Origin of the sequence: Streptomyces yangpuensis (genome assembly GCF_024666385.1) — a bacterium.
GTDB classification, from domain to species: Bacteria; Actinomycetota; Actinomycetes; order Streptomycetales; family Streptomycetaceae; genus Streptomyces; species Streptomyces yangpuensis.
Genome location: NZ_CP102517.1, coordinates 17,130 through 36,190 on the forward strand (window position 1 = coordinate 17,130; position 19,061 = coordinate 36,190).

General features: G+C 71.5%; 17 protein-coding genes. 2 read left to right on the forward strand and 15 right to left on the reverse strand.

What is annotated here, in order from left to right; all coding sequences use genetic code 11:
• Positions 1-4: 4 nt before the first annotated feature.
• The 15 genes from NRK68_RS36465 to NRK68_RS36535 form a co-directional block, all read right to left on the reverse strand.
• A complete protein-coding gene (locus NRK68_RS36465) occupies positions 5-535 on the reverse strand; it encodes a hypothetical protein (protein WP_257858450.1) in 531 nt (176 codons plus the stop codon).
• A 98-nt stretch (positions 536-633) separates the two neighbouring features.
• Positions 634-1,446: a hypothetical protein gene (locus NRK68_RS36470; protein ID WP_257858451.1), complete on the reverse strand. Its 813-nt coding sequence runs from the start codon at positions 1,444-1,446 to the stop codon at positions 634-636.
• A gap of 1 nt (position 1,447) precedes the next feature.
• Positions 1,448-2,620: a peptidase M23 gene (locus NRK68_RS36475; RefSeq protein WP_257858452.1), complete on the reverse strand. Its 1,173-nt coding sequence runs from the start codon at positions 2,618-2,620 to the stop codon at positions 1,448-1,450.
• Positions 2,621-3,352 carry a hypothetical protein gene (locus NRK68_RS36480; RefSeq protein WP_257858453.1) on the reverse strand — a complete coding sequence of 244 codons (732 nt, stop codon included), beginning with the start codon at positions 3,350-3,352 and terminating at the stop codon, positions 2,621-2,623.
• An 18-nt stretch (positions 3,353-3,370) separates the two neighbouring features.
• Entirely contained in the window at positions 3,371-5,365 is a 1,995-nt protein-coding gene (locus NRK68_RS36485; RefSeq protein WP_257858454.1) for a hypothetical protein, read from the reverse strand.
• Complete coding sequence (locus NRK68_RS36490) at positions 5,362-5,883, reverse strand: hypothetical protein (RefSeq protein WP_257858455.1); 522 nt, start codon at positions 5,881-5,883, stop codon at positions 5,362-5,364. The genes NRK68_RS36485 and NRK68_RS36490 overlap by 4 nt, the downstream gene beginning before the upstream one ends.
• A complete protein-coding gene (locus NRK68_RS36495) occupies positions 5,880-8,408 on the reverse strand; it encodes an ATP-binding protein (RefSeq protein ID WP_257858456.1) in 2,529 nt (842 codons plus the stop codon). Before NRK68_RS36495 ends, NRK68_RS36490 begins: the two co-directional genes overlap by 4 nt.
• Positions 8,405-8,962, reverse strand: a complete 558-nt coding sequence (locus NRK68_RS36500; protein ID WP_257858457.1) for a hypothetical protein — start codon at positions 8,960-8,962, stop codon at positions 8,405-8,407. The genes NRK68_RS36495 and NRK68_RS36500 overlap by 4 nt, the downstream gene beginning before the upstream one ends.
• Positions 8,963-8,973: 11 nt before the next feature.
• On the reverse strand, positions 8,974-9,216 hold the full coding sequence (locus tag NRK68_RS36505) for a hypothetical protein (RefSeq protein WP_257858458.1): 243 nt from the start codon (positions 9,214-9,216) through the stop codon (positions 8,974-8,976).
• Between the two features lie 20 nt (positions 9,217-9,236).
• A complete protein-coding gene (locus NRK68_RS36510; protein ID WP_257858459.1) occupies positions 9,237-10,046 on the reverse strand; it encodes a conjugal transfer protein in 810 nt (269 codons plus the stop codon).
• A 263-nt stretch (positions 10,047-10,309) separates the two neighbouring features.
• Positions 10,310-12,409, reverse strand: coding sequence for a hypothetical protein (locus NRK68_RS36515; protein WP_257858460.1), 2,100 nt, complete (start codon positions 12,407-12,409; stop codon positions 10,310-10,312).
• Positions 12,410-12,608: 199 nt separating this feature from the next.
• Entirely contained in the window at positions 12,609-14,543 is a 1,935-nt protein-coding gene (locus NRK68_RS36520; protein WP_257858461.1) for a serine/threonine-protein kinase, read from the reverse strand.
• Positions 14,544-14,868: 325 nt separating this feature from the next.
• Positions 14,869-15,117 carry a DUF6087 family protein gene (locus NRK68_RS36525; RefSeq protein ID WP_257858462.1) on the reverse strand — a complete coding sequence of 83 codons (249 nt, stop codon included), beginning with the start codon at positions 15,115-15,117 and terminating at the stop codon, positions 14,869-14,871.
• A gap of 10 nt (positions 15,118-15,127) precedes the next feature.
• A complete protein-coding gene (locus tag NRK68_RS36530; protein WP_257858463.1) occupies positions 15,128-16,312 on the reverse strand; it encodes a methyltransferase domain-containing protein in 1,185 nt (394 codons plus the stop codon).
• Between the two features lie 312 nt (positions 16,313-16,624).
• Positions 16,625-16,963 carry a hypothetical protein gene (locus tag NRK68_RS36535; RefSeq protein ID WP_257858464.1) on the reverse strand — a complete coding sequence of 113 codons (339 nt, stop codon included), beginning with the start codon at positions 16,961-16,963 and terminating at the stop codon, positions 16,625-16,627.
• A 229-nt stretch (positions 16,964-17,192) separates the two neighbouring features.
• Here NRK68_RS36535 and NRK68_RS36540 point away from each other — a divergent pair, with 229 nt between their 5' ends.
• Positions 17,193-18,476: a tetratricopeptide repeat protein gene (locus tag NRK68_RS36540; RefSeq protein WP_257858465.1), complete on the forward strand. Its 1,284-nt coding sequence runs from the start codon at positions 17,193-17,195 to the stop codon at positions 18,474-18,476.
• Positions 18,477-18,484: 8 nt separating this feature from the next.
• Entirely contained in the window at positions 18,485-19,024 is a 540-nt protein-coding gene (locus NRK68_RS36545; RefSeq protein ID WP_257858466.1) for a GNAT family N-acetyltransferase, read from the forward strand.
• Positions 19,025-19,061 lie beyond the last annotated feature (37 nt).

A 19,061-nucleotide genomic window follows, 5' to 3' on the forward strand; every position in this document is an offset into this window, starting at 1 on the left:
CAGGTCAGACGGTCGGGGACCCGGTGTAGTCGTGGCGTTGGTAGCCGTGTCCGTCGCCGTGCCAGTCCAGGAACAGCACCGAGTCCCCCAGCGCTCCGCGGCCGGCTCGGTGGCTGATCGTCGGCGTTCGGTAGTGGCCGTCGTAGTTCGCGTTGGACGTGCTGTCCTCCAGCCGCTCCTCGAGCCCAGGGAAATCACGCTCGACCACCACGGGGTCGGTGCCCTGGCGGGATTGCTTGATCTGCAACCGCAGCTTGGCCCCGTCGAAGATCGTCGGGTCGTCCACCTCACGGAACGCCGGGCCGTCCCAGTTCACCTCGGCGTACGCGTACACGGTGCCGCCGGACCGGGCCGCGCACGTCTTCACCGTGACCTTCCAGTTGTCCGGCCACGGCCCGTCATAGCCGCTGTCGTCAATGTCCTTCGTACTGCTCGCGCACCGGTAGGTCGGGGCGGCCGTGGCGGTGGGAGCGGCGGGCGCCGCCACCGCCACCACTGCCAGCGCGGCCACCGCCGCGCGCTTGATCGTGGTCATGCCCGGTCAATGCCGGGCCCGCAGATGCGACACGGCCCCGCCTCGAAACCGCCTCGGACGAGCGACACCCGGCCTCCGGGCGTCGATCGCACGTCCGGTCAGCCGGAAGCGGGTACCGCTGCGGTGCAAGCGAGTACGTCGCGGCGGCGGTAGTCCTCGCCGAGGATGGCGAGCATGTCGGCCAGGCAGTCCGCGAGGTCGGCGGCCCTCTCCGGGGACTCCTTACGGAGCAGGTGCCAGCAGGCATGCGCGTTGCGGGCCGTACGGATCGTGTCGGCCTCGGGGCGGTACCGGGCCGCCTGGCAGCGCAGGGCGGTCGTGATGAGCAGCTCCGTGGTCCCGTACCAGTCGGTGCGCTGGCAGAGGGTGAGCCAGGCCCGGGCGGTCAGCACGGTGATGGTGGCGGCGTCCTCGCCGAACCAGCCGGCCAGGGCGGTCTCCAGCTTGTAGGCGAGGGCGACCGCGGTGGGCAGGTCCCCTTCCGCGTGCGCGGCCCACACGGCCGCCCACATCTTCCGGTACGCGTCGGATTCGAGGAGCGCGGGCAGGGCCGCCGGGGCCGGGGAAGCCATGGCGATGGCGGGGGTCGGGGGCGCGGGTGGTGCGGGGCGTCCTTCCACCGGGGCGGGGGCTGGGGGGTGCTCGGCGACGTCGAGCACGGTTCCGTCCGGGCAGACGATCATGTTCCAGGGGATGGGGGAGGCCGACTCGACGGCGCGGGCGCGTACGGGCCGCCCCGCCAGGGCCGCCCGAACGCGCAGCTCAGACAGCCCTCCTGCGCGCAGGGCCGTGATGTCGGAGCCGGTGGCGATCTGCTCCCCGTCCAGGGTGAGGGCGAGCCCGTGTTCCTCGGCGGAACGGATCATCAGCGCGTACACCGGCGTCGCGGGGACGTTGCCCGGGTTGTGCATCTCATGCCCCTTTCGGGAAATAGGGGGGCGCCCAACCGACATAGCGGCCGCCCCATTTGGATTCGATATCCGATGCAGGGATTACGTCGACGTATCCGGGTCGAGCCACATCGTTACTGATGATCATTCCGTCGCCGAGGTATACCGATACATGCCCATGGGGGTTTGTTGTCTCCCAGTACATGAGCGCGCCGGGCGGAACATCGCGTGATCCCGGGTGTTTCATGTGGGCAGGCATGACGCGATAGTGGGTGATTGCCGAGGTCACGCCTGCGGCTCGCCATCCGTGGACTCGTGCAGAAAATTCCAGACACCGCCGGTACCAAATTTTCTGATTCAAGTCGGGTTGCTCTTTCGCCCATGCGATCGCAGCTTCCGTGCTGCGGCGGTTCTTCACTTCTTGAGGCCAGTCGGAGGCGGCGTCATGGAAGGGTGCTCCGGCAGGCGTTTCGCCGGTGGGCGTGCACTCTCCCGGTGCCGTCTCGCCCGGTGCGGTCGGCTGTGCCCACTCCGGGAGCTGACCTGTCACGGATCCGAGCCGTTCCAGGTTGATGCCGGCGTTCCGGGCGATGCCTTCGGCCTGACCGCGGCGGGTGGCGTACAGCTCGGGATGGGCGGAGAGCTGTACCCGCTGTGCCGCGCGTCCGGGATCCAGCATCGGCCACGCCGGGATATCGACCAGCCCGGGCGGGCGGCCTTTGTTCCCGCCGAAGAACAGACCTGCGGATACAGGTGGGTTGGTGATTTCTGCCGGGGTTCCCCAGCCCTGCGAGGGACGTTGCTGGAACAGGCCGAGCGAATCTCGGTCGCCGTGATTCAGGTTTTGGAGGCCGCTTTCCTGTAGAGCAGTCATGAGCGCAATCAGCGAGGCCCGGCCGGGAAGGCCCCTTTTCTGTGCCACTTCGTCAATGATTTTCGCGTGATAGATCTGCTGGGCGAGGATGGCGGCTGGAACCTTCCCGGGGTTCATGTTGGGGAGGCCGGGAGATTCGCACCCGCCGCTGCCGCTGTTCTTTCCGTCGGCGGCCTTCTTCGCTGCTCCGGCGATCAGAGTGGTTGCGCCGAGGCCGAGCATGCCGATCAGCGCAAGGGCCACGCCGATGCAGCCTGCCTTGGCGAGGAAGGGTGCGGAGGCCCGGGTGGCGGCGGCCTCGGCGACGTCGCGGACGTCCACTCAGACCCCCAGCACCCGAGATACCCGCCACCCGGCGGTGGTGCGCGTGAGTTCCACCCGCAGTGTGTCCGTGCGCCGGCTGTTCTCGTCCCCGGCCACTTCCACCTCGGCGGCGGCGAGCCGCCAGACCTGGGCCGCGTTGTCGGGAGGCAAGTCGGTGCCGGCCGGGCGGACGGCGACGTCGGTTACGCGGGTCGCCTCCCCGCGGCTGACCTGTCGCCCCCACCCGGCCGGGGTGTGCTCGGTGAGGTTGCGGGTCAGGTCCTCCGTCGCCCACGCGGCCGCACGCCGGACACTGGCCCGGTGCGTCTGATCCGTCAGCGGGTCACGGCTGAGGTAGGCGCGCGTCCATGCTGCGGCGACGTCGTCCGGCTCGGTGTCGGCCGGGACGGACGGGGCCGCCGGAGGGGCGGGCGCGGCCGTCCGAGTGACCGAAGGTGCGGCGGCGGGTGGGCGGTCGTCGCCTTGGCCGGGCCGGCCCCCGCACCGGGCGAGGACGCCGAGCACCAGGACTAGGAGCACGACCAGGAGCAGCGCGGCCGGGTGCACGGGGCGTGCGCGTACGGCCGTGACGGCCGCCGCGCGCTGTCGGCGGGCGGCTCGGCGGCGGGTACGGCGCCACCGCCGGCGGGACGTGCCCGGCGGCGGTTCGTCGTCTTGGTCGGGCAGGGCGGCGAGGAGCGCCCGCCAGTCGGGAGTCGGCTCATCGTCGGCGCGTTGGCGCTTGGCCATGGGCTGTCACTCCTCCCTTCAGGTGTGCGGGGGCGGTTGAGGCAGGGGCGGCTGTGTCCATCCGCGTGACGGGGGCGGAGGGACGCGGCGGCCGGTGCGCAGCCGTGGGGTGCGCGGCGGCGGGGGCTGGGCACGTCGGCTGCTGGGTGCCGGTGGCTGCGTCGCCTTGCGGCCGGCCTGGGTGCGATTGGGGGTGCTCCTCGCCGTGGTCGACATCCGCATGGGCCCGCCGGGCAGCTGCTGGCTAACGGGGGTGGTCGGCGCGGGGATGGTCCGGGCCGTCGGGGAGTGCACCGGGGTCTGCTGCCCCTGCCCCTGTCCGGACGGAGGGGGGACGGTCCGCGTAGTGGACGAGCGCACCGGGGTCTGCTGTCCCTGGCCCCGCTGCGCCCCGGCCGCGGTGGTGCGGGCGGTGCGGCGGCCGGCCGCGGCCAGGGTGGTGCCCGGTCCGGTGCCGCCCGGTCCGGTGCCGCGCCCGGGGCCCGTACCCGAGCCGGGGCGAGGCGGGCGGCCGCCTGCCGGCGGGGGCGGGGGCGGAGGAGCTGGCGGGCGGGGCAGGCCGGGCCGTGGCTGCACGGGCGGCCGGTGGCGGCGTTCCACCGCGTCCCCGAGCCGGCGCGAGATGCGGCCCGGGGTCCGCAGGACGCGGCCGGCCTGACGGCTGAGGCTGCGGGTGGCCAGCGCGCCGAGCAGCGCGCCCGCACCGCTTCCGCCCGCGGGGCCGGCGCCTCCGACGATGCCGGTCAGGATGCTCCGGTACTTGAACGCGCTGATGGCGCCCGCGATGGAGAGGGCCGAGCATCCCATCCACCCGTACGTCGGCATCGCGAGGGCGGTGACCATCTGAATGATCATCACGGAGCCGGCGGTCAGGGTGGTGATCGCGGACTGCATGACGACGCCGACCAGGGCGTCCGCCCACCGCACGCCCCACTGGCGGGGCCGGCCCGGGATCACCCACAGCGCCGCGAACAGCGGCCCCACGACCAGTAGGAACAGCGCGGCCATCATCGCCGCGATGCTGCCGAAGAGCAGGACGATCAAGAGAAGCCCGAAAAGGAGGGCGACGGGGGCGGCGATGACCAGGACTCCGGCCCGCTCCAGGGGACGGTGCCCCTGCCGGTAGGACTGCGACTCGGCCCCGACGTCCTCGTCGTCCAGGTGCTCCCGCAGGTACTCCTTTCGTTTCTCCAGGTCGGTGCCGAGGTCGAGCACCTTCCGCCCGTGCTCCTGGCAGAGCTTCATGGACCCGAACTCGGCTAGGCACCAGGGGACGCCGACGTAGACCCGCCACACGGTGTCAGTGGCTCGGCGGGCCACCCGGTCCGAGGCGTCCCCGGGGTACGTCGTCGTGTGCCCGAGGGCGAATGGGGTCTTCTCGATCCCGCCGCCGGCCGAGCCGATCCCGGCATCTGTCGCGGACATGGCCACCTCGGTGCCGAGCATGCGGCCGGAGTTCACCCCGTCCACCCATACCTGGGGCGCCGTGAGCAGGGTGGCCGCGGCCACCGCGGAGACCAGCACCCAGGACAGGTCGGTGAACCCGCCCCCGTCGCCGCGCTGCGCCCGCAGGAACGCCACCAGGCCGCCGACTGCGAGGGCGGAGGGGAACAGTCCGACCATCACCGCGCCCGCGCTGCCGCTGATTGCCTGCGTCAGCGGGCCCTGCACCTCGGGCAGGTCGGTCATGCCGAAGGTCCAGCCGGCCAGAGTGGAGACGGCGGAGCCGATGGTGACCAGCAGCACGAGCAGGACGTCCGCGATCATGTGCAGGGCGGGGTCCAGGAAGTCGAACTGCCCGTAGTCCTTGTCGAGTCGCCAGGTCAGCAGGTGCGGGTAGGTCTCGTACATCGTCCCGCCGCCCGTGGGGGCGGCCGGGGTGGGGAGCAGCCCGCCCACCCCGTCCGGGTCGACGGTCTCGGCGTGCGCGGCTCCGGCCGTGACGGCGAGGGTGGTGAGCACCGCCATGACGGGGAGGGCGAGGGTCCGGCCGCGCGGCAGGTGCCGGCTCATCCGGTCACCCGGCCCAGGGCGGAGGCGGCCGGGTCCCCGGAGTACGTCAGGTCGGAGTCGGCCACGTCCTCGCGTTGCTCCACCCACCAGGTACCGCCGGCTTCGGTCATGCGCAGGGCCGTGTAGCTGGTGCGGGCCGGCTTGCCGGGCCAGGTGACGGTGTGGGTGGTGATCACGCCCCATCCCGCCGGGTGGTTGGACGTTGCCGGGACGCGGGTGGGCGGCCGGTCCAGGAGGACGGGGCCGATCGCCGGGCCGGACGGGTCCGCCGGCTCGGGGGTGGGGTGTCGGCCGTGGCAGGGCGTGCGTTCGGCGGCGGACATCAGGTTGCAGGCGGTCGTCCAGTCGTCGGCGACCACCGCCCGCATGTAGGTGCGGGCGCGGTCGGCTGCGGTGGCGGACGGGTCCGCGGCCGGCGTCGGGTCGGTGTTCTTCTCGCTGGTGGTGCCGGAGCAGCCGGCGGCCAGGGCGGCGAGCAGGACCAGGCCGAGAGCGGCGGTTCGGGGTCGGGCGGTCATACGCGCACTCCGTCGTGGGCAGCCTCGGCGTCCGTGTCCTCGGCGGCGCGGGGGGATGTGTCGAGCAGGTCGAGGAGTTCGGCGGTGGGCACGTCCCACTGGACTGTTGCGGCGCCGAATCTCTGGTCGCGGGTGATCGAGTGGCCGTGCCGGGTCTCGTCTCCGTCGCCGTCGGCGAGGGACCGGATCCGTTCGCGGGTCTCCCGGCTGACCGGTAGGCCCAGCAGCTCCGCGAGGGCGTCCTGTTGTGGCGCGCTGGTGAGTTGGAAACCGATGACCATGGCTAGCTGCTCGATGACGCCGGGGAGCAGCAGTAGCCCGGTGGCGTCCTGTGTGTCGAGGCCGAACCTGACGCCGAGGGCGCGGCCCACGCGCGCGATGTAGTCGAGGAAGTGCCGGCCTTGGACCGTGCCGGTAAGCACGTGCACCTCGGGAACCATGATCACTTTTGCGAGGGTGCGCAGGTCGGGCCGGCCGGCGGTGGTGACCCCGTAGGCCAGGATCGAGTGCATGACCGCGACGGACAGGGCCTGTACGGATGTCCACCGTTCCCGCTCCTCACCGGGGCCGGGCAGGGACAGGCCGGGGAGTTGAACCACCCATACGCCCGGCTGCGTGTTCAGCGGTGGGACGGCGCCGGGCTCCGGGCGCCCCATGAACAGAGCCCCGTGCGGGGTCTGGGACAGCTCGTAGAGTGCTTCGCCTGTCGCGACGGCCACGGGGTCAGTCGAGTCGCGCAGGTGCTGGACGACCTGCCACGTCGCGGGGTTCGGGGAGCTGCTGATCACGGCGTTGGTGGCGGCCTGTAGAGCTACCTCCGCGCCGGCTGCCCGCAGGTGTGCCGGGGTCACCAGCGACAGCTGCGCGGGCACTTCGGCGCGGGCGGCGTCGCGGCCGGCCTCGGCCAGGAGCGGGATCAGGTCGGCGGCCCCGGCATGCGCGCGGCTCATCTGCACCAGCCGGGACGGCAGGCCGTACCGGTCAGCCGCGGCCGTGAGGCCGCCGAGGTCGCCCTTGAAGTCGAGCGCGAGCACCCACGCGCCGGCGTGGGCGGCCTCCAGCGCCATCATCATGCCGGCGGTGGTTTTGCCTTTCCCGGAGCGGCCGATGTAGGCGACGGTGGTCGCGTCGCGGCCGTCTGCCAGCGGTGGCAGGCGCACCACGCCCGGGGTCGAGCCAGTCAAGTAGCCGATGACGGGACCGTGGTCGGCGCCGACCCGGGCCCCGCCCCACCACCAGGCCCCCGCCATGGCGGCCGTGTCGCGAACGTGTCCGAGGTCGGGCACCCGCACCCGGTCTCCCGGCCAGGTCTCCAGCCACAGGGCGCGCTGCTCGTCCACCCCGACCTGCACCGTGATGCCGAGGTCCGCGTAGTGGGCGGACACGGCGTCCACCCGGGCCCGCAGGTCCTCCAGGCTGACCGTGGAGGTGACGACCAGCCGGGGGTGGTCCTCGACCAGGGACAGGTGCTCGCGCTCCAGATCGGCGCGCAGCTCCGCCATGGCCTCGCCCGCGTCGGTGATGACCTGCCCGGGGTCACCGATGGCGTGCGTGCTGGCGGAACGTGTCTGTTCACGCACCAGCTTCGCGGTCTCGTCGGTCCGCGCGATGGCCTGCCGTTTGGGCAGGACCCGCAGCCGTACGGACGCCTCCGGGCTCACCGGGGCCAGCCGGCCGACCATGTCGCCCTGGTCCTCGTCGTCGGGGGGCAGGTAGGAGACCTCCGCCAGGATGCGCAGCCACTCCCCCGGCCCCGGACTCAGCATGCGCTCCGGGAAGGAGACCATCGGGAGCACCGCCACCCACGCGGCCACGTCGCCGGCAGCGTCGACCATCCGCAGATGATCGGGGTAGGGCAGAGCGCGGCCGCGGGTCAGCGCGGCCAGCGCGGCACCGGTCACCAGAGATCGGCCGTCCACCGGGGCCGGCACGCCCCGGTGCTGCTCCCGGGTGACCATCCAGGCGAGCAGTTCCACCGTGGCGGCGGAGCAGCGCCAGGGCGAGGACTCCAGCCGGCGGCCGAGGCGCCGGGCGGCGGCGTGCCAGGTCGCGAGTTCCCGCGTGGGCACCCCCGAGGGCGAGACGGCGGCGGCCTCGGTGATGCGGCGGCCGGCCGGGCGCTGGCGGCCGCCGAGGCGGACGCCGAGCAGGACGTGACGGATCGGCAGGGCGATCTGGTCGAGGCGGGCGGCCCGGTCCTCCGCCCACTCCTCCCAGTTCCCGGCCCGGTACATCTCGGCGGCCTCGGCGCGGTAGTCGTCCGCCGAGTACGGCGACCACAGCACCCGCAGGTGCACGTCCATCCCGGCCAGCACGGACGTGAGCGCGGTCTCGGCGCGGGCCTGCTCGGCGTCGCGCTCGTCCTCGCCCAGCAGATCGGAGTTGGACGTCTCGCACGTCCACCAGGCCCACACGTCGGTGTCGGTGAGGACCAGGCCGTCCGTGATCCCCTCGTACCGCAGCGGCGGTGCGGACCGCTCCCCGCCGACCCCCAGCAGCGTCGTGATCTTCCCCAGCACGCTCACGTGCTCCGCCCCTTCCTCCGGCCGCGCCCGGCGGCGATCTTCACCATGTGGTCCGGCCCGTACAGGCGGACCGTGTGCGCGAGCTCGACTGCCGGGCCGGCCGGCGGGACGGCCTCCGTGTCCGCCCCGCCTGCCAGCCGGCCCGCCAGCCGCGATCCGAAAGCCCTCGTCAGGGTCGGGGCGTGGCGCTCCCACCGGGCGGAGCGCGCAATCCACTCCGACCGGTGCGCGACGACCCGGCCGCCGCAGATCACCGGGCGGTGTCCGTGGACCTGGTAGTGCGCGCCGATGACCCACGTCGCCAGCACGGCGCGGCGGTCGCAGCTCTTCGACGGCTGCGCTCCCAGCACCGTGACGATCACGGGCGGGAGCAGGTAGAGGGTGAGCCACTGAACGGACGGGAACCCGATGGATAGGAACAGCAGCCCGTCCCAGGAGGTGAATACGAGCACGCCGAGTAGCAGGGTCCGGCGGGAAACTCCCTGCCCGAGGTCGACGCCGAAAATTTCATGCTGTTTGGGTTCCAGCCGATTGAAGTAGCTGGTGTACGTCATTCCTTGACGCATCAGCTCATGGCCGCCGTGGCGAGATCAGCAACAACTTTCATCGACGTCTCCGGGATGATCACGAAGAATGCGGAGAATGCTGCACCGCCGAAGAAGCTGAGTTTCTTGTTGAAGTCGTCATCCCACGAAAGCCGCACCGCTTTGACTGCCAGACTGCACATCAGGACTGCTGCACAGATAGGCAGCACAGTGCTTTTCAGACCAGCTCCGGTCACCACTGCCAGCACGAATTCTTCAGACACTCGCCTCTCCTCTTCTCTTGTCAGGTCAGGTCGTCGCCGGAGATACCGGCGACCTGCCAGCGGCCGGCGCGCGCACTTTCCACGCGCGTGAGCTGCACCCGATATGCCTGCGTGATCTCGCCCCCGCCGATCGCCCACACCACCCGGGCCACCCCGTGCCGGTCCGCTCCCGAGCCGGGCGCGGCCTCCCACCCCTGCACTGCCCGCAGCTCCACCCCGTCCGGCAGGGCCGGCACGGCGGTGCCGGGGGCTGCGGCCTGCGCGGCCCCACCCGCCGCCCAGGCCCGGAAGAAGCCATCCACTGCGCCCCTTGTGGCCGTGGAGAACGCCAGGTCAACGCCTCGCGTCGAGGGTTGTGGGCCGGAGGCGGGCCCGTCGGGGACGCCGAGGAGCGCGGGCGGGCCGCTCACCGCGAGGCGCCCCGCACCGCCCGTCACGACGGGGACGTCCAGAGCCACCCACCGGGCTGGCCCCGTCCCCGGGGACACCTGGGCGTCGATCCGGACCCGGGCGCGGCCTTCCTTGCCCACGGCCACCGGGCCGGGGACGATCAGGCCGGCCGTCTGCGCTCCTCGCCTGTCCCACCCCAGCTGTGGGTCCATCCCGGACGCCAGGACGGCCGACAGTTCCCGCGCCCGATCGGCCGGCTTGGCTTCGTCCCAGGTCAGGTATGCGCGGGCGGCCCGGACGGCGAGCGCTCGGGCGGCATCCTCCGGGTACGCGGCCGCGGTCGGTCCGGGCACGGGTACGGCCTGCGGGGCCGGCTCGTGGGGGGCGAGAATGCTGCGGGCCGCAGCAAAGGCCACCAGGGCGACCGCGCCCCAGAACACGAGGGGGCCGAGGCGAGCGAGGCCGGCGGGCCGCTCCTGAACGATGGCCCACGGCGGCGCGGCGCTCTTTGTCTGCGAATGCGCTGCTGTTTCTTTTTGAGACTCAGCGACGGATACCCACGGGTTTGTCGGAGGTGGCTGCGGAGTCTCCTTCTTTTTCCTGTTCCACATGCTCGCGCAACGACTTAAACCCCCTCCAGGTGCGGCCATTGACGGATTTACACTCTTTCGATAAGACCTCGGGGCGGTTTTTCGAAAATGAGTTAGGGGCGACTCTGGGCGCCCGCCTGCCAGCGCTCAAGCCAGCCCTCAATCTCGTCCCGCGTGTAGTAGGTGACGCGCCCGTCAGGAATCCCGGAAGGGAACTGGATACCCTTTCTCGCGCTGCGCCCCTTGTAGACCTTGGCCGTGGCGTAGTCCCACGGCAGCAGCCCCGCCCCGCATGCCTCGGCGAGGCTGAACAGCTCCACCGCCGGCTGCGGGGCAGCCCCGCCTGCGCCGGTTACCCCGCCTGTTACCCCAGCCGTTACCGGAACCCCTGTTACCGCCCCTGAACTGGGAGGAACCACCCCACCCGCCAGGGTTGGGCGGAGGGTAACAGCCCCACCCATCACGGGGTGGGCAGGACCGAAACGGCCGCCGACAAGGAAGTCCGGGATAGCCAGCGACTCGGCCGTCTTCAGCGTCTCGGCAGTGATCCACGGGGCCCGCTCGCCGGCGTCGAACCACGCCGGCGCGGGCGGGATCGCATCAAGCCGGGCAGAGACCTCCGGAACAATGTAAGAAGGCTGAAACTCCCGCACCCACAGGCCATTCGTCTCCGGGTTGATGAGACCGTCCGAAAACACACCCCGCCCCGGAACTTTGGTATCCGGGGACACCACGGGCGTGGAGGCACCGAAAGCCACCGACCACGACGGGGAGTCACAGAATCCGAGCTGCGCTTTCCATCCGATCTGCGCCCGCTCCATCGTCCCACCGAAGTAGGCATTCGCCCACTGCTGCGCTCCCACTCCGAACCGGTGATCGGCCGAGCGCCCTTGCAGGAGTCCAATGGAGAACCATTCTGCGAACGGCGGGATTCCTCGTCCCCTGAGTTGATATTTCCACCAAATCAGGGCCATTTTCATAAAGGTGGGCAACTCGTCCGCCACCAGGAGCCGCGGCACGAGCATTTGCCTGAGGACAGGGTCACCGCTTTTTCCGAGGGCGGTTTCGGCGGCCATCATAGACATGATGTATTCACCGAGTGCTGCCACGCATTCGGCGGGCGTCTTGTGGACGCGGACACCGCTCTTTCCCTCGGCCTCCGTCATGGAATTCTGCTTCGTGTCCAAGATGTCGACCAGAACGCCATTCTGTCGAGCGTGCACCACCCCGAGGTAGAGCACCGTGGATTTACCCGATCCGGTCAAGCCGCCCACACCGAAATGCGGTGTCGCGGACTTGGTGCGGATCACCACATCCTCCAGGTCATAGCCCCGGACGGCTTGGCCCACATACACCTGATACGGGTCCCGACTGGACTTCCATGCGACCGATTCCGGGAGCGTCGGCGTCTTCCGCGGGGGCTCCTTTCGGATCCACTCAGCGAAAGGCGCGGAGTCCGCCCGGTGCCACTTCTCCGACCATTCACCGGGCAGCCGATCGGTCACCGCGGCGGTAATCGCCCGCTTCCCGGCCTCCCCCCCGGACCACCCCGCCGGCAGCCGCAGCACCACCCTGGCCCCGGGCACCGAGACGTCATCGGACAGCACCAACCACCGCTCCCGGCGCTGCGACTCCTCCACCCCCAGCGCGGGACGCAGGGCCGCCCACATCCCCGGACCATGGACCAGATCCGCGCCGGCCGGCCGCGGGCGCCACCACCCCAGGACCGCCGGGCCCGTCACCGCGGCCGCGACCCCGGCGGCCGACAGGACACCTGTGCCGGCGGCCGCCACTGACCACCAGCCGCTCCAGCCCGCCACCACGGCCGCGGGGACGACCAGCCGAACCGATGCACGGGCAACGCCCGGCCAGCAGGACCACCGTCCGGCGCCGGCCGCGATCGTGCGCAGCACCGAGTGCTGCTCCTTCCCGGGCGCGTCCGGGGCCCTGGCGGCGAGGTCGGCGGCCGTACGGTCGCGCACCACCTCCTCCCCCGCGCACCACCAGCTGGCCGACGAGGAGGGGTCACCAGGCTTGAGGTCTCGGCCGGCCACAAAGCGCACCAGCACCGCGTCCCCGGCCCGCCGCGGCTCCGACCCGTCGGACCGTCCAGAGCGGGCCCGGTCCCTCTGCCGCTGCTGCGCCAGCGCGCCCGCCGCCGGAATGCCGATCATCACGGCGGCCGCCGCCGCTTTCCCCGGTTCCTCGGCCACCCACGCCCACAGATCCCCGTACACCCGCCGCCCCGCCCTTCCAGCAGAAGGACAGACCAGTCCTCATTTAGAGCAACGAGGGCAGACCCCAGCAGAAACCCCCGTGCGTCGAGGCGTACGGGGGTTTCCGTGTACCAGTCAGGCAGCCTTACGACCGACGGCTCGTGGGCGCGAGCCGGATATCACCGCGGCGCCTGCCTCATGTCTGCACGGCATACAGCCTGTTGGACCCGTCGGAGAGGTACGCGACTCCGTCGGCGACCACCGGCGAGGAGGCTGGGCTGTTGCCCAGAGGGTGGACCCAGTGCTGTAGCCCGGTATCCGCCTGCAACGCGCAGAGCTGATAGTCGAAGGCGACGTAGACGATGCCGTTGGCTACCACAGGCGAGAGGGCCTCAAAATGCGAACCGATTTCGTAGGACCAGCGTTCGCGTCCCGTGGCCGTATCAACCGCATACAGCTTGGGCATCACATCCCTATCTGTCACTCTCGCGATCCTTGTGCTTGTGAGATAGACGGTGCCATTAGCCACCGCTGGCGACGAGCGCAAGCGGGCCTTGGTGTGGAAAGACCAGCGCTCCCGCCCGGTATCTGCGTCCACCGCGTGGAGCTTGCCGTTGTCACTGCCGACGTAGACGACGCCGTCGACCACCGCAGGCGACGAGCGCACCTTCCTGCCCGTGGTGAAGGACCAGCGCTTCTCGCCGCTCCTCGCGTCCAGCGCGTACAGCCGACCGTCGTCACTGCCGAAGTACACGATCCCCTCGACCACCGTCGGCGACGAGCGCACCATTCCGCCGGTGGTGAAGGCCCAGTGGGGCTCCCCGGTTTCCGCGCTCACGGCATGAAGCCCGCGTTCGTCGCTGCCGACGTAGACGACTCCGCCGGCCACCGCAGGCGACGTGCGCACCGTTCCACCGGTGGTGAAGGACCAGCGCTTCTCGCCGCTCCTCGCGTCCACTGCGTACAGCCGACCGTCGTCACTGCCGAAGTACACGAGCCCCTGGACCACCGTCGGCGACGACCACGCCCTGCCGCCGGAGGTATAGGCCCAGCGCTGCTCCCCACTCGTTACATCCACCGCGTACAGGGCGCCGTTGCTGCAGTAGACCAGGCCGTCGGACGCGGCTGACCCCCGGTACCTCTCCCTAGGGGTGGCCCAAAAGCCCGTGGGGGTGAAGGCGTAGGACCACTTCCTCGAACCGCGTAGGCGCCGGTCGGGCCCCCCGGGCACGGTGGCCCGTGTGTCCGGCGCGGGCGAGGGGGGATCGTTCTGCTGAACGAGCTGGGCGATCTGGTCAGGCATCCAGCTTGGCTCTGTGAGCAGAAGTGTGGGGCGGAGGGACTGCCCCTTTCCGTCCTTGCCGCGAGAGCCCGTCAGCCGATCGAGCAGTGTGGCCACGGTCGGACGCTGATCGGGCTCCTTGGCCAAGCAGGCGGCGACGACATCACGAAGTTCACCAGGGAGGGCATCAAGGCTGGGCTCTTCCTGGACGGTACGGATGCACAGCGCGGTCGAGCTGCCAGAACCGAACGCACTGACGCCAGTGGCCGTGTAGGCCAAGACTGCTCCCAGGGCAAAGACATCGCTGGCCGGGGTCACCGCCCGGTCGAGGAGCTGTTCCGGAGACATGTAGCCGGGGGTGCCGATCAGCACGCCGGCCCGGGTCAACGTACTGGCCTCCATAGCGACCGAGATACCGAAGTCGATGATCCTCGGTCCGTCCGCGGCGAGAAGCACGTTGGACGGCTTGAGGTCACGGTGGATGACCCCGGCCGCGTGGATGACCTCGAGTGCCTCAACCATGCCAGCGGCCAGGGCAAGCACCGAGTGAAGTGGCCATGGACCGTGAGCGGCGAGTGCCTCGCCGAGGGAGGGACCCGGCACATAGACGGTCGCCATCCAAGCTGGCGAGCCGTCCGGGTCGGCGTCGATCACACCGGCGGTGAAGGCCCCATTGACCCGTTGAGCCGCCATCACCTCTCGCTTGAAACGTCGCCGGAACTCGCCATCCCCAGCCAGCTCCGGACGCACTACTTTCACGGCAACCGGGCGCCTGCCGGGCGAGCGCCCGAGGTACACCCGGCCCATTCCTCCGGAGCCCAGCCGCGCCACGATCTTGTAGCGCCCCACCTGCTGCGGGTCCTCCGGGCCCAATGGGTCCAACGCTCCCACCCCACACCCCCTTCAGGCTCCCCTTGGGAGCCACTGTCCGCCCCCGCCACCACTTCCACACAAGACGCAGTCCGTTGCCTGATAGATCCCTGACGGTGTGCGCATCAAGCGATGAAATTGTTGGCAGCAGCCGCACGGTGCCTCCCCCTCCGAGTGCTGTCTCACACCTGCCCTCGACCCGCCCCGCTGGGTGCCTACGGGCGGGAGATCTGGAGGCACTCGGCATAGACAAGCCCCCTGCAGCGGTGCGCAGGGGGCTGGACGGTTCGGGTGGGTGGTGGTGTCACCACCCGTGGATGAAGGCGGCGGCCTCGGCAGCGTTGTCGGCGACTCCGACGGGCAGCCACTCACTGGACTCCTCGTCGAGCTGGAAGAGGACGCGGGGGGCGTCGGGGGCGAGGTGCGCGGCTCGGCCGCGGGCCGCCGGGTCCAGGGGTTCGGCTCGGCGGCGGCCGGTGATCTGCCGGTCGGACTCGCGTCGTCGATCACGGCGCTCCGCCCACGCGGCGAGCGGTTCCCTGTCGGCGTCCACGTCGCCTCTCCTATCGCCAGCGGGCCCCGGGCAGCAGGTTTCCGGGGGCGTCCAGCCATGGTGTCTCACCGTCAGGTCCCACGGTAAGGCCGAAGCGGTCCAGGGCGGGGCTGCCTTGGGCCTCCCACCACCCGCAGGCCGCCTCTACAGCGTCCCACAGGCGCCGCGGGCCGTGCTGGTAGACGATGCCCGGCCCGTACTCCTCCGGCCACCGTACGGCCGCCCACGAGCGATCGGTGAGGGAGTACCACCAGGCGGCCGGTGCGCCGTCGGGTTCGGTGTGGGTGGTGTGCGCGACGTGGGGCACAGCAAGGCTGACGGCGTGGTGCGCGTCGGCGAGTTGGTCGGGCTGCACGGCTGTGCCGGTCGAGCCCGGCCACTCCTTGACATACTGCTCGGCGTCCGGCCACACCGTGCGGTGCGACCGCGCCTTCATGAACTCCACCGCGGTGACGAACGGGCCAGATGCGGTGCCGTCGGCGTGGACCGTGAGGCGGGCGGCGGCGTCGCGGCTGCTGTAGTGCGTGCCGTACGGGGCGACGATGACGCCGCCAGGCCTGACCTGTTCCACCCAGGCGTGCGGGATGCTGCGCACGCCGAACGTGCACAGCAGCCGGTCGTACGGGCCGCGGTCGGGGTGGCCGGCGAGGGCGTCGCCGGTGACCACCTCGGCGTAGAGGCCGAGGGTGCACAGCCGCTCCCGCGCGGCCGCCGACACGGCCGGGTCCACGTCGATGGTGGTGACGTTGGCTGCGCCGCAGCGGTGGGCCAGGAGGGCTGCGGTCTCGCCGGTGCCGGTGCCCGCGTCCAGGACGCGCATCCCGGCGTCGACATCCAGGGCGGCGAGGAGACGGAACACCACCGAGGGCTGGGAGCTGGACGAGGTCGGGACCGTGCCCGGATGGTCGCCGCGATGGGCACCGTCGTCCCACTGGGTGACGACGGACAAGTCGCTGTCGGCGTATCCGTACCAGGCGGCCGGATCCGTGCGCCGGTCCACGGTCACCGCGCGGGAGTGGGGAGCCTCACCGAGCTGCTCGGCCGGGATGAACGGCCACATCACCTGAGGCAGGAACGCCGCGCGGTCGACGGCGGCGAAGGCGGGCGCCCAGTCGGAGGAGAGAGCGCCGGATTCCATGAGGCAACGCCCCAGCTCGGTACGGCTGGGGCGCTCCTGGTGTGCGATGACGGTCATGGGTTACCGGTGCTTCCCGCCACCTGAGGGCGTGCTGGTGTCGGGGTTCGACGGCGGCGGCGGGGGCGGGGTGGAGATCGGCGCAGACCCTCCGCCGTGGCTCCCTCCACCACCACCTCCACTGCCACTGCCTCCACCGCTCCCGCTCCCGCTGTTCCCGCTGTTCCCGCTGTTGTTGGCCATGGCAGTACTCCTCTCGGTCGTGCGTACCGGCCGGGCCGGGTGGCCGGCCGGGGTCGTACGCCCCACGGTCGGGGGTGCCGAAGCGTCAGGGGAAGGCTGCGTCGGCAGCAGCCCCGCCGTGGGGCCGTCTCAGGGGTTGGCGATCCGCTCGGCACGACGTCCGGCGTCTTTGACCTGGTCGCCGACCCATGCCCGGGGCCCAGTCACTGGGCGCCCGCGGCCACGTCCGGGGCGAGCAGGCGCAGGGGTTTCAGCTCGCGGGGGGTCGGCCGTCCACTCCCGCCCCGAGCCGTCCATGGGGCGCATGTGCGCGGTCCGGCCGACCGGCTTGCCGGTGACCTTAGAGGTGCGGATGAACACGGTTCCGACGGTGCCGGTGCGCTCCGTTCCGGGGTGGATGACCTCCCGCCCCAACAGGTGGTGGTCGTCGTCCTCCCCGACCCACACGTTCGTGTCGTTCCTGGTCACGTCCGTGCCTCCTGCCTGTCGGCGTAGGGGTGGGAGTGCGCCCCGTTGCTAGGCCAGGACGCACCCCCTGGGGGATGTGCTGTGGGTAGTCAACCGGTGACAGGCAAGGCGGGGCGTGGGCTGTGCCGGACTTTCAGGCGGACTTTTTCTGCCCCGAGGCGCTGAAAGTCCGGGCCGGGTGGCCCTACGGTGCGAGGAGAGGTCACACCACGGAACGCGAGGGGGCGCCATGTCCGAACCGGCGGAGGAGCCAAGGACGTTCGCGGACCTGGTCGACGGTTTCGGCTGGCGCAGCCCCAAGCAGTTCATCCGCGTGTACGCGGCCGTCGCGGCCCGCATCGGTGAACGCGAGGACGTCACCGACCGGCAGATCCGCCGGTGGCGAGCGCCATCACCGCCGTGCCCGCAGCCAGGCCGTCAGCGGGTCTTAGAAGCGATGCTTGGCGTGCCCCTGGAACAGGCCGGGTTCCGGGTTCCAGAGCACCGCCGCAACGCTGTCACGGCCTCCGTGGCGGTACTGGACCCGATCCCCGAACTCCGTGAGAGGCCCGATCCGATGCAGGACCGCCGCACCATCCTGGCCGCCGCGGGCGGCATCGCCCTCGGCGCAACCGGGATAGGAGCGGCGCCGGCCACCGCGTACGACGCGCCCCGGATCGGCACGGACACCGTGACCGACCTGCGCCGTGGCCTCGCCTCCCTGTACGGGCTGGACGACCGGTTTGGTGGCGCCACGGTCGGCCCGCTCGCCGCCGCCCACCTCTCCCGCGTGCGACGCCTGATCGACACCGGGTCCTACCCCGAGACGATCGGCCGTCAGCTCCGGCTCATCTCCGGCGAGACCGCCGAACACGTCGGATGGCTCGCCTTCGACGCAGGCGACCACGCGCGCGCCCGCTCGTTTTGGACGCAGGCCAGCGAGACGGCGGCCGAACTGCGTGACGACTCCCTCGGCGTCCTGGTCCTCGCGTCCATGGCGCTGCTGGAGCTACGGGAGAAACAGCCCCGGCACGCGCTGGACCACGCCCGGCGGGCGGCGGAGCTCGCCGCGCCGTGGGCGCCGCCGTCGCTGTTGTCCATCCTGGCCACCCGGGAGGCGCGGGCGCTCGCCATGCTGGGCGACTCGGCGTCGGCCCGCTCCACGCTGGCGAACGCAGCCCGCCTGTATGAGAAGGACCGCGGGTCACGGCCGGCACCGGACTGGACGCTGTTCCACGGTCCCGCCGAACTCGCCTCGGCGCAGGCCGAGCTGTTCACGGCAGCCGGGCATCACCGGGCCGCTGTGTCGTGGCTGCGCCGTTCCCTGGAACGGCAGGAGACCGCCTACGCCCGCAACGAGGCCTTGCAGCGGGCCGGCCTCGCCGGAGCGCTCGCCCGGTCCGGGGAGGCAGAGGAGGCGGCGCATCACCTCGAGCAGGGCGAGGCCCTGCTCACCGAAGTGTCCTCGGGACGGGCGCGGGAATCGCTGGCCGTGGCCCGCCGCGAGCTGGATCGTGTTCGCCCCACTCGATGAGGAGTCCCGTGGAATACATCACCGTCACCGACACCGTCTCGGCCGGGCGCGAGCTGGACGACCTCGCCCCTGTCTATGAAGCCGTGTTCGCCGAGCCCCCGTACAACGAGGGACCGCGTGACGTCGCCGAGTTCCTGGAGCGCTACCAGCGCGAGCACAAGACGCCCGGCTTCCGGCTGGTCCTGGCCCGCAACGGCGGCGAGCTCGCCGGGTTCGCCTACGGCCTTCCCCTCGCGTCCACCACCGGATGGTGGTCCGGATTCCTGGACACCGACCTGCCGGAGGAGTTCATCCGCGAGGACGGGCGCCGCACGTTCGTCGTGATGGAACTGGCCGTGCTGGCCGACCGGCGCGGCCGCGGTGTCGGCCGGGCCCTGCACACCGCTCTGCTGGACGGAGTCACCGCCGAGCGGGTCACCCTCACCGTCCGCCCTGAGGCGCCGGCCGCCGCCTGGTACGAGCACCTGGGCTACCAGCTGGTGGGCCTCACCCAACCCTGGGACGGCGCTCCCGTGTACCGATCCGTGATCAAGCCGCTGCGGCGCTAAGGCGCGAAGCGCCCGGCAGACGGAGACCCCCCGCACG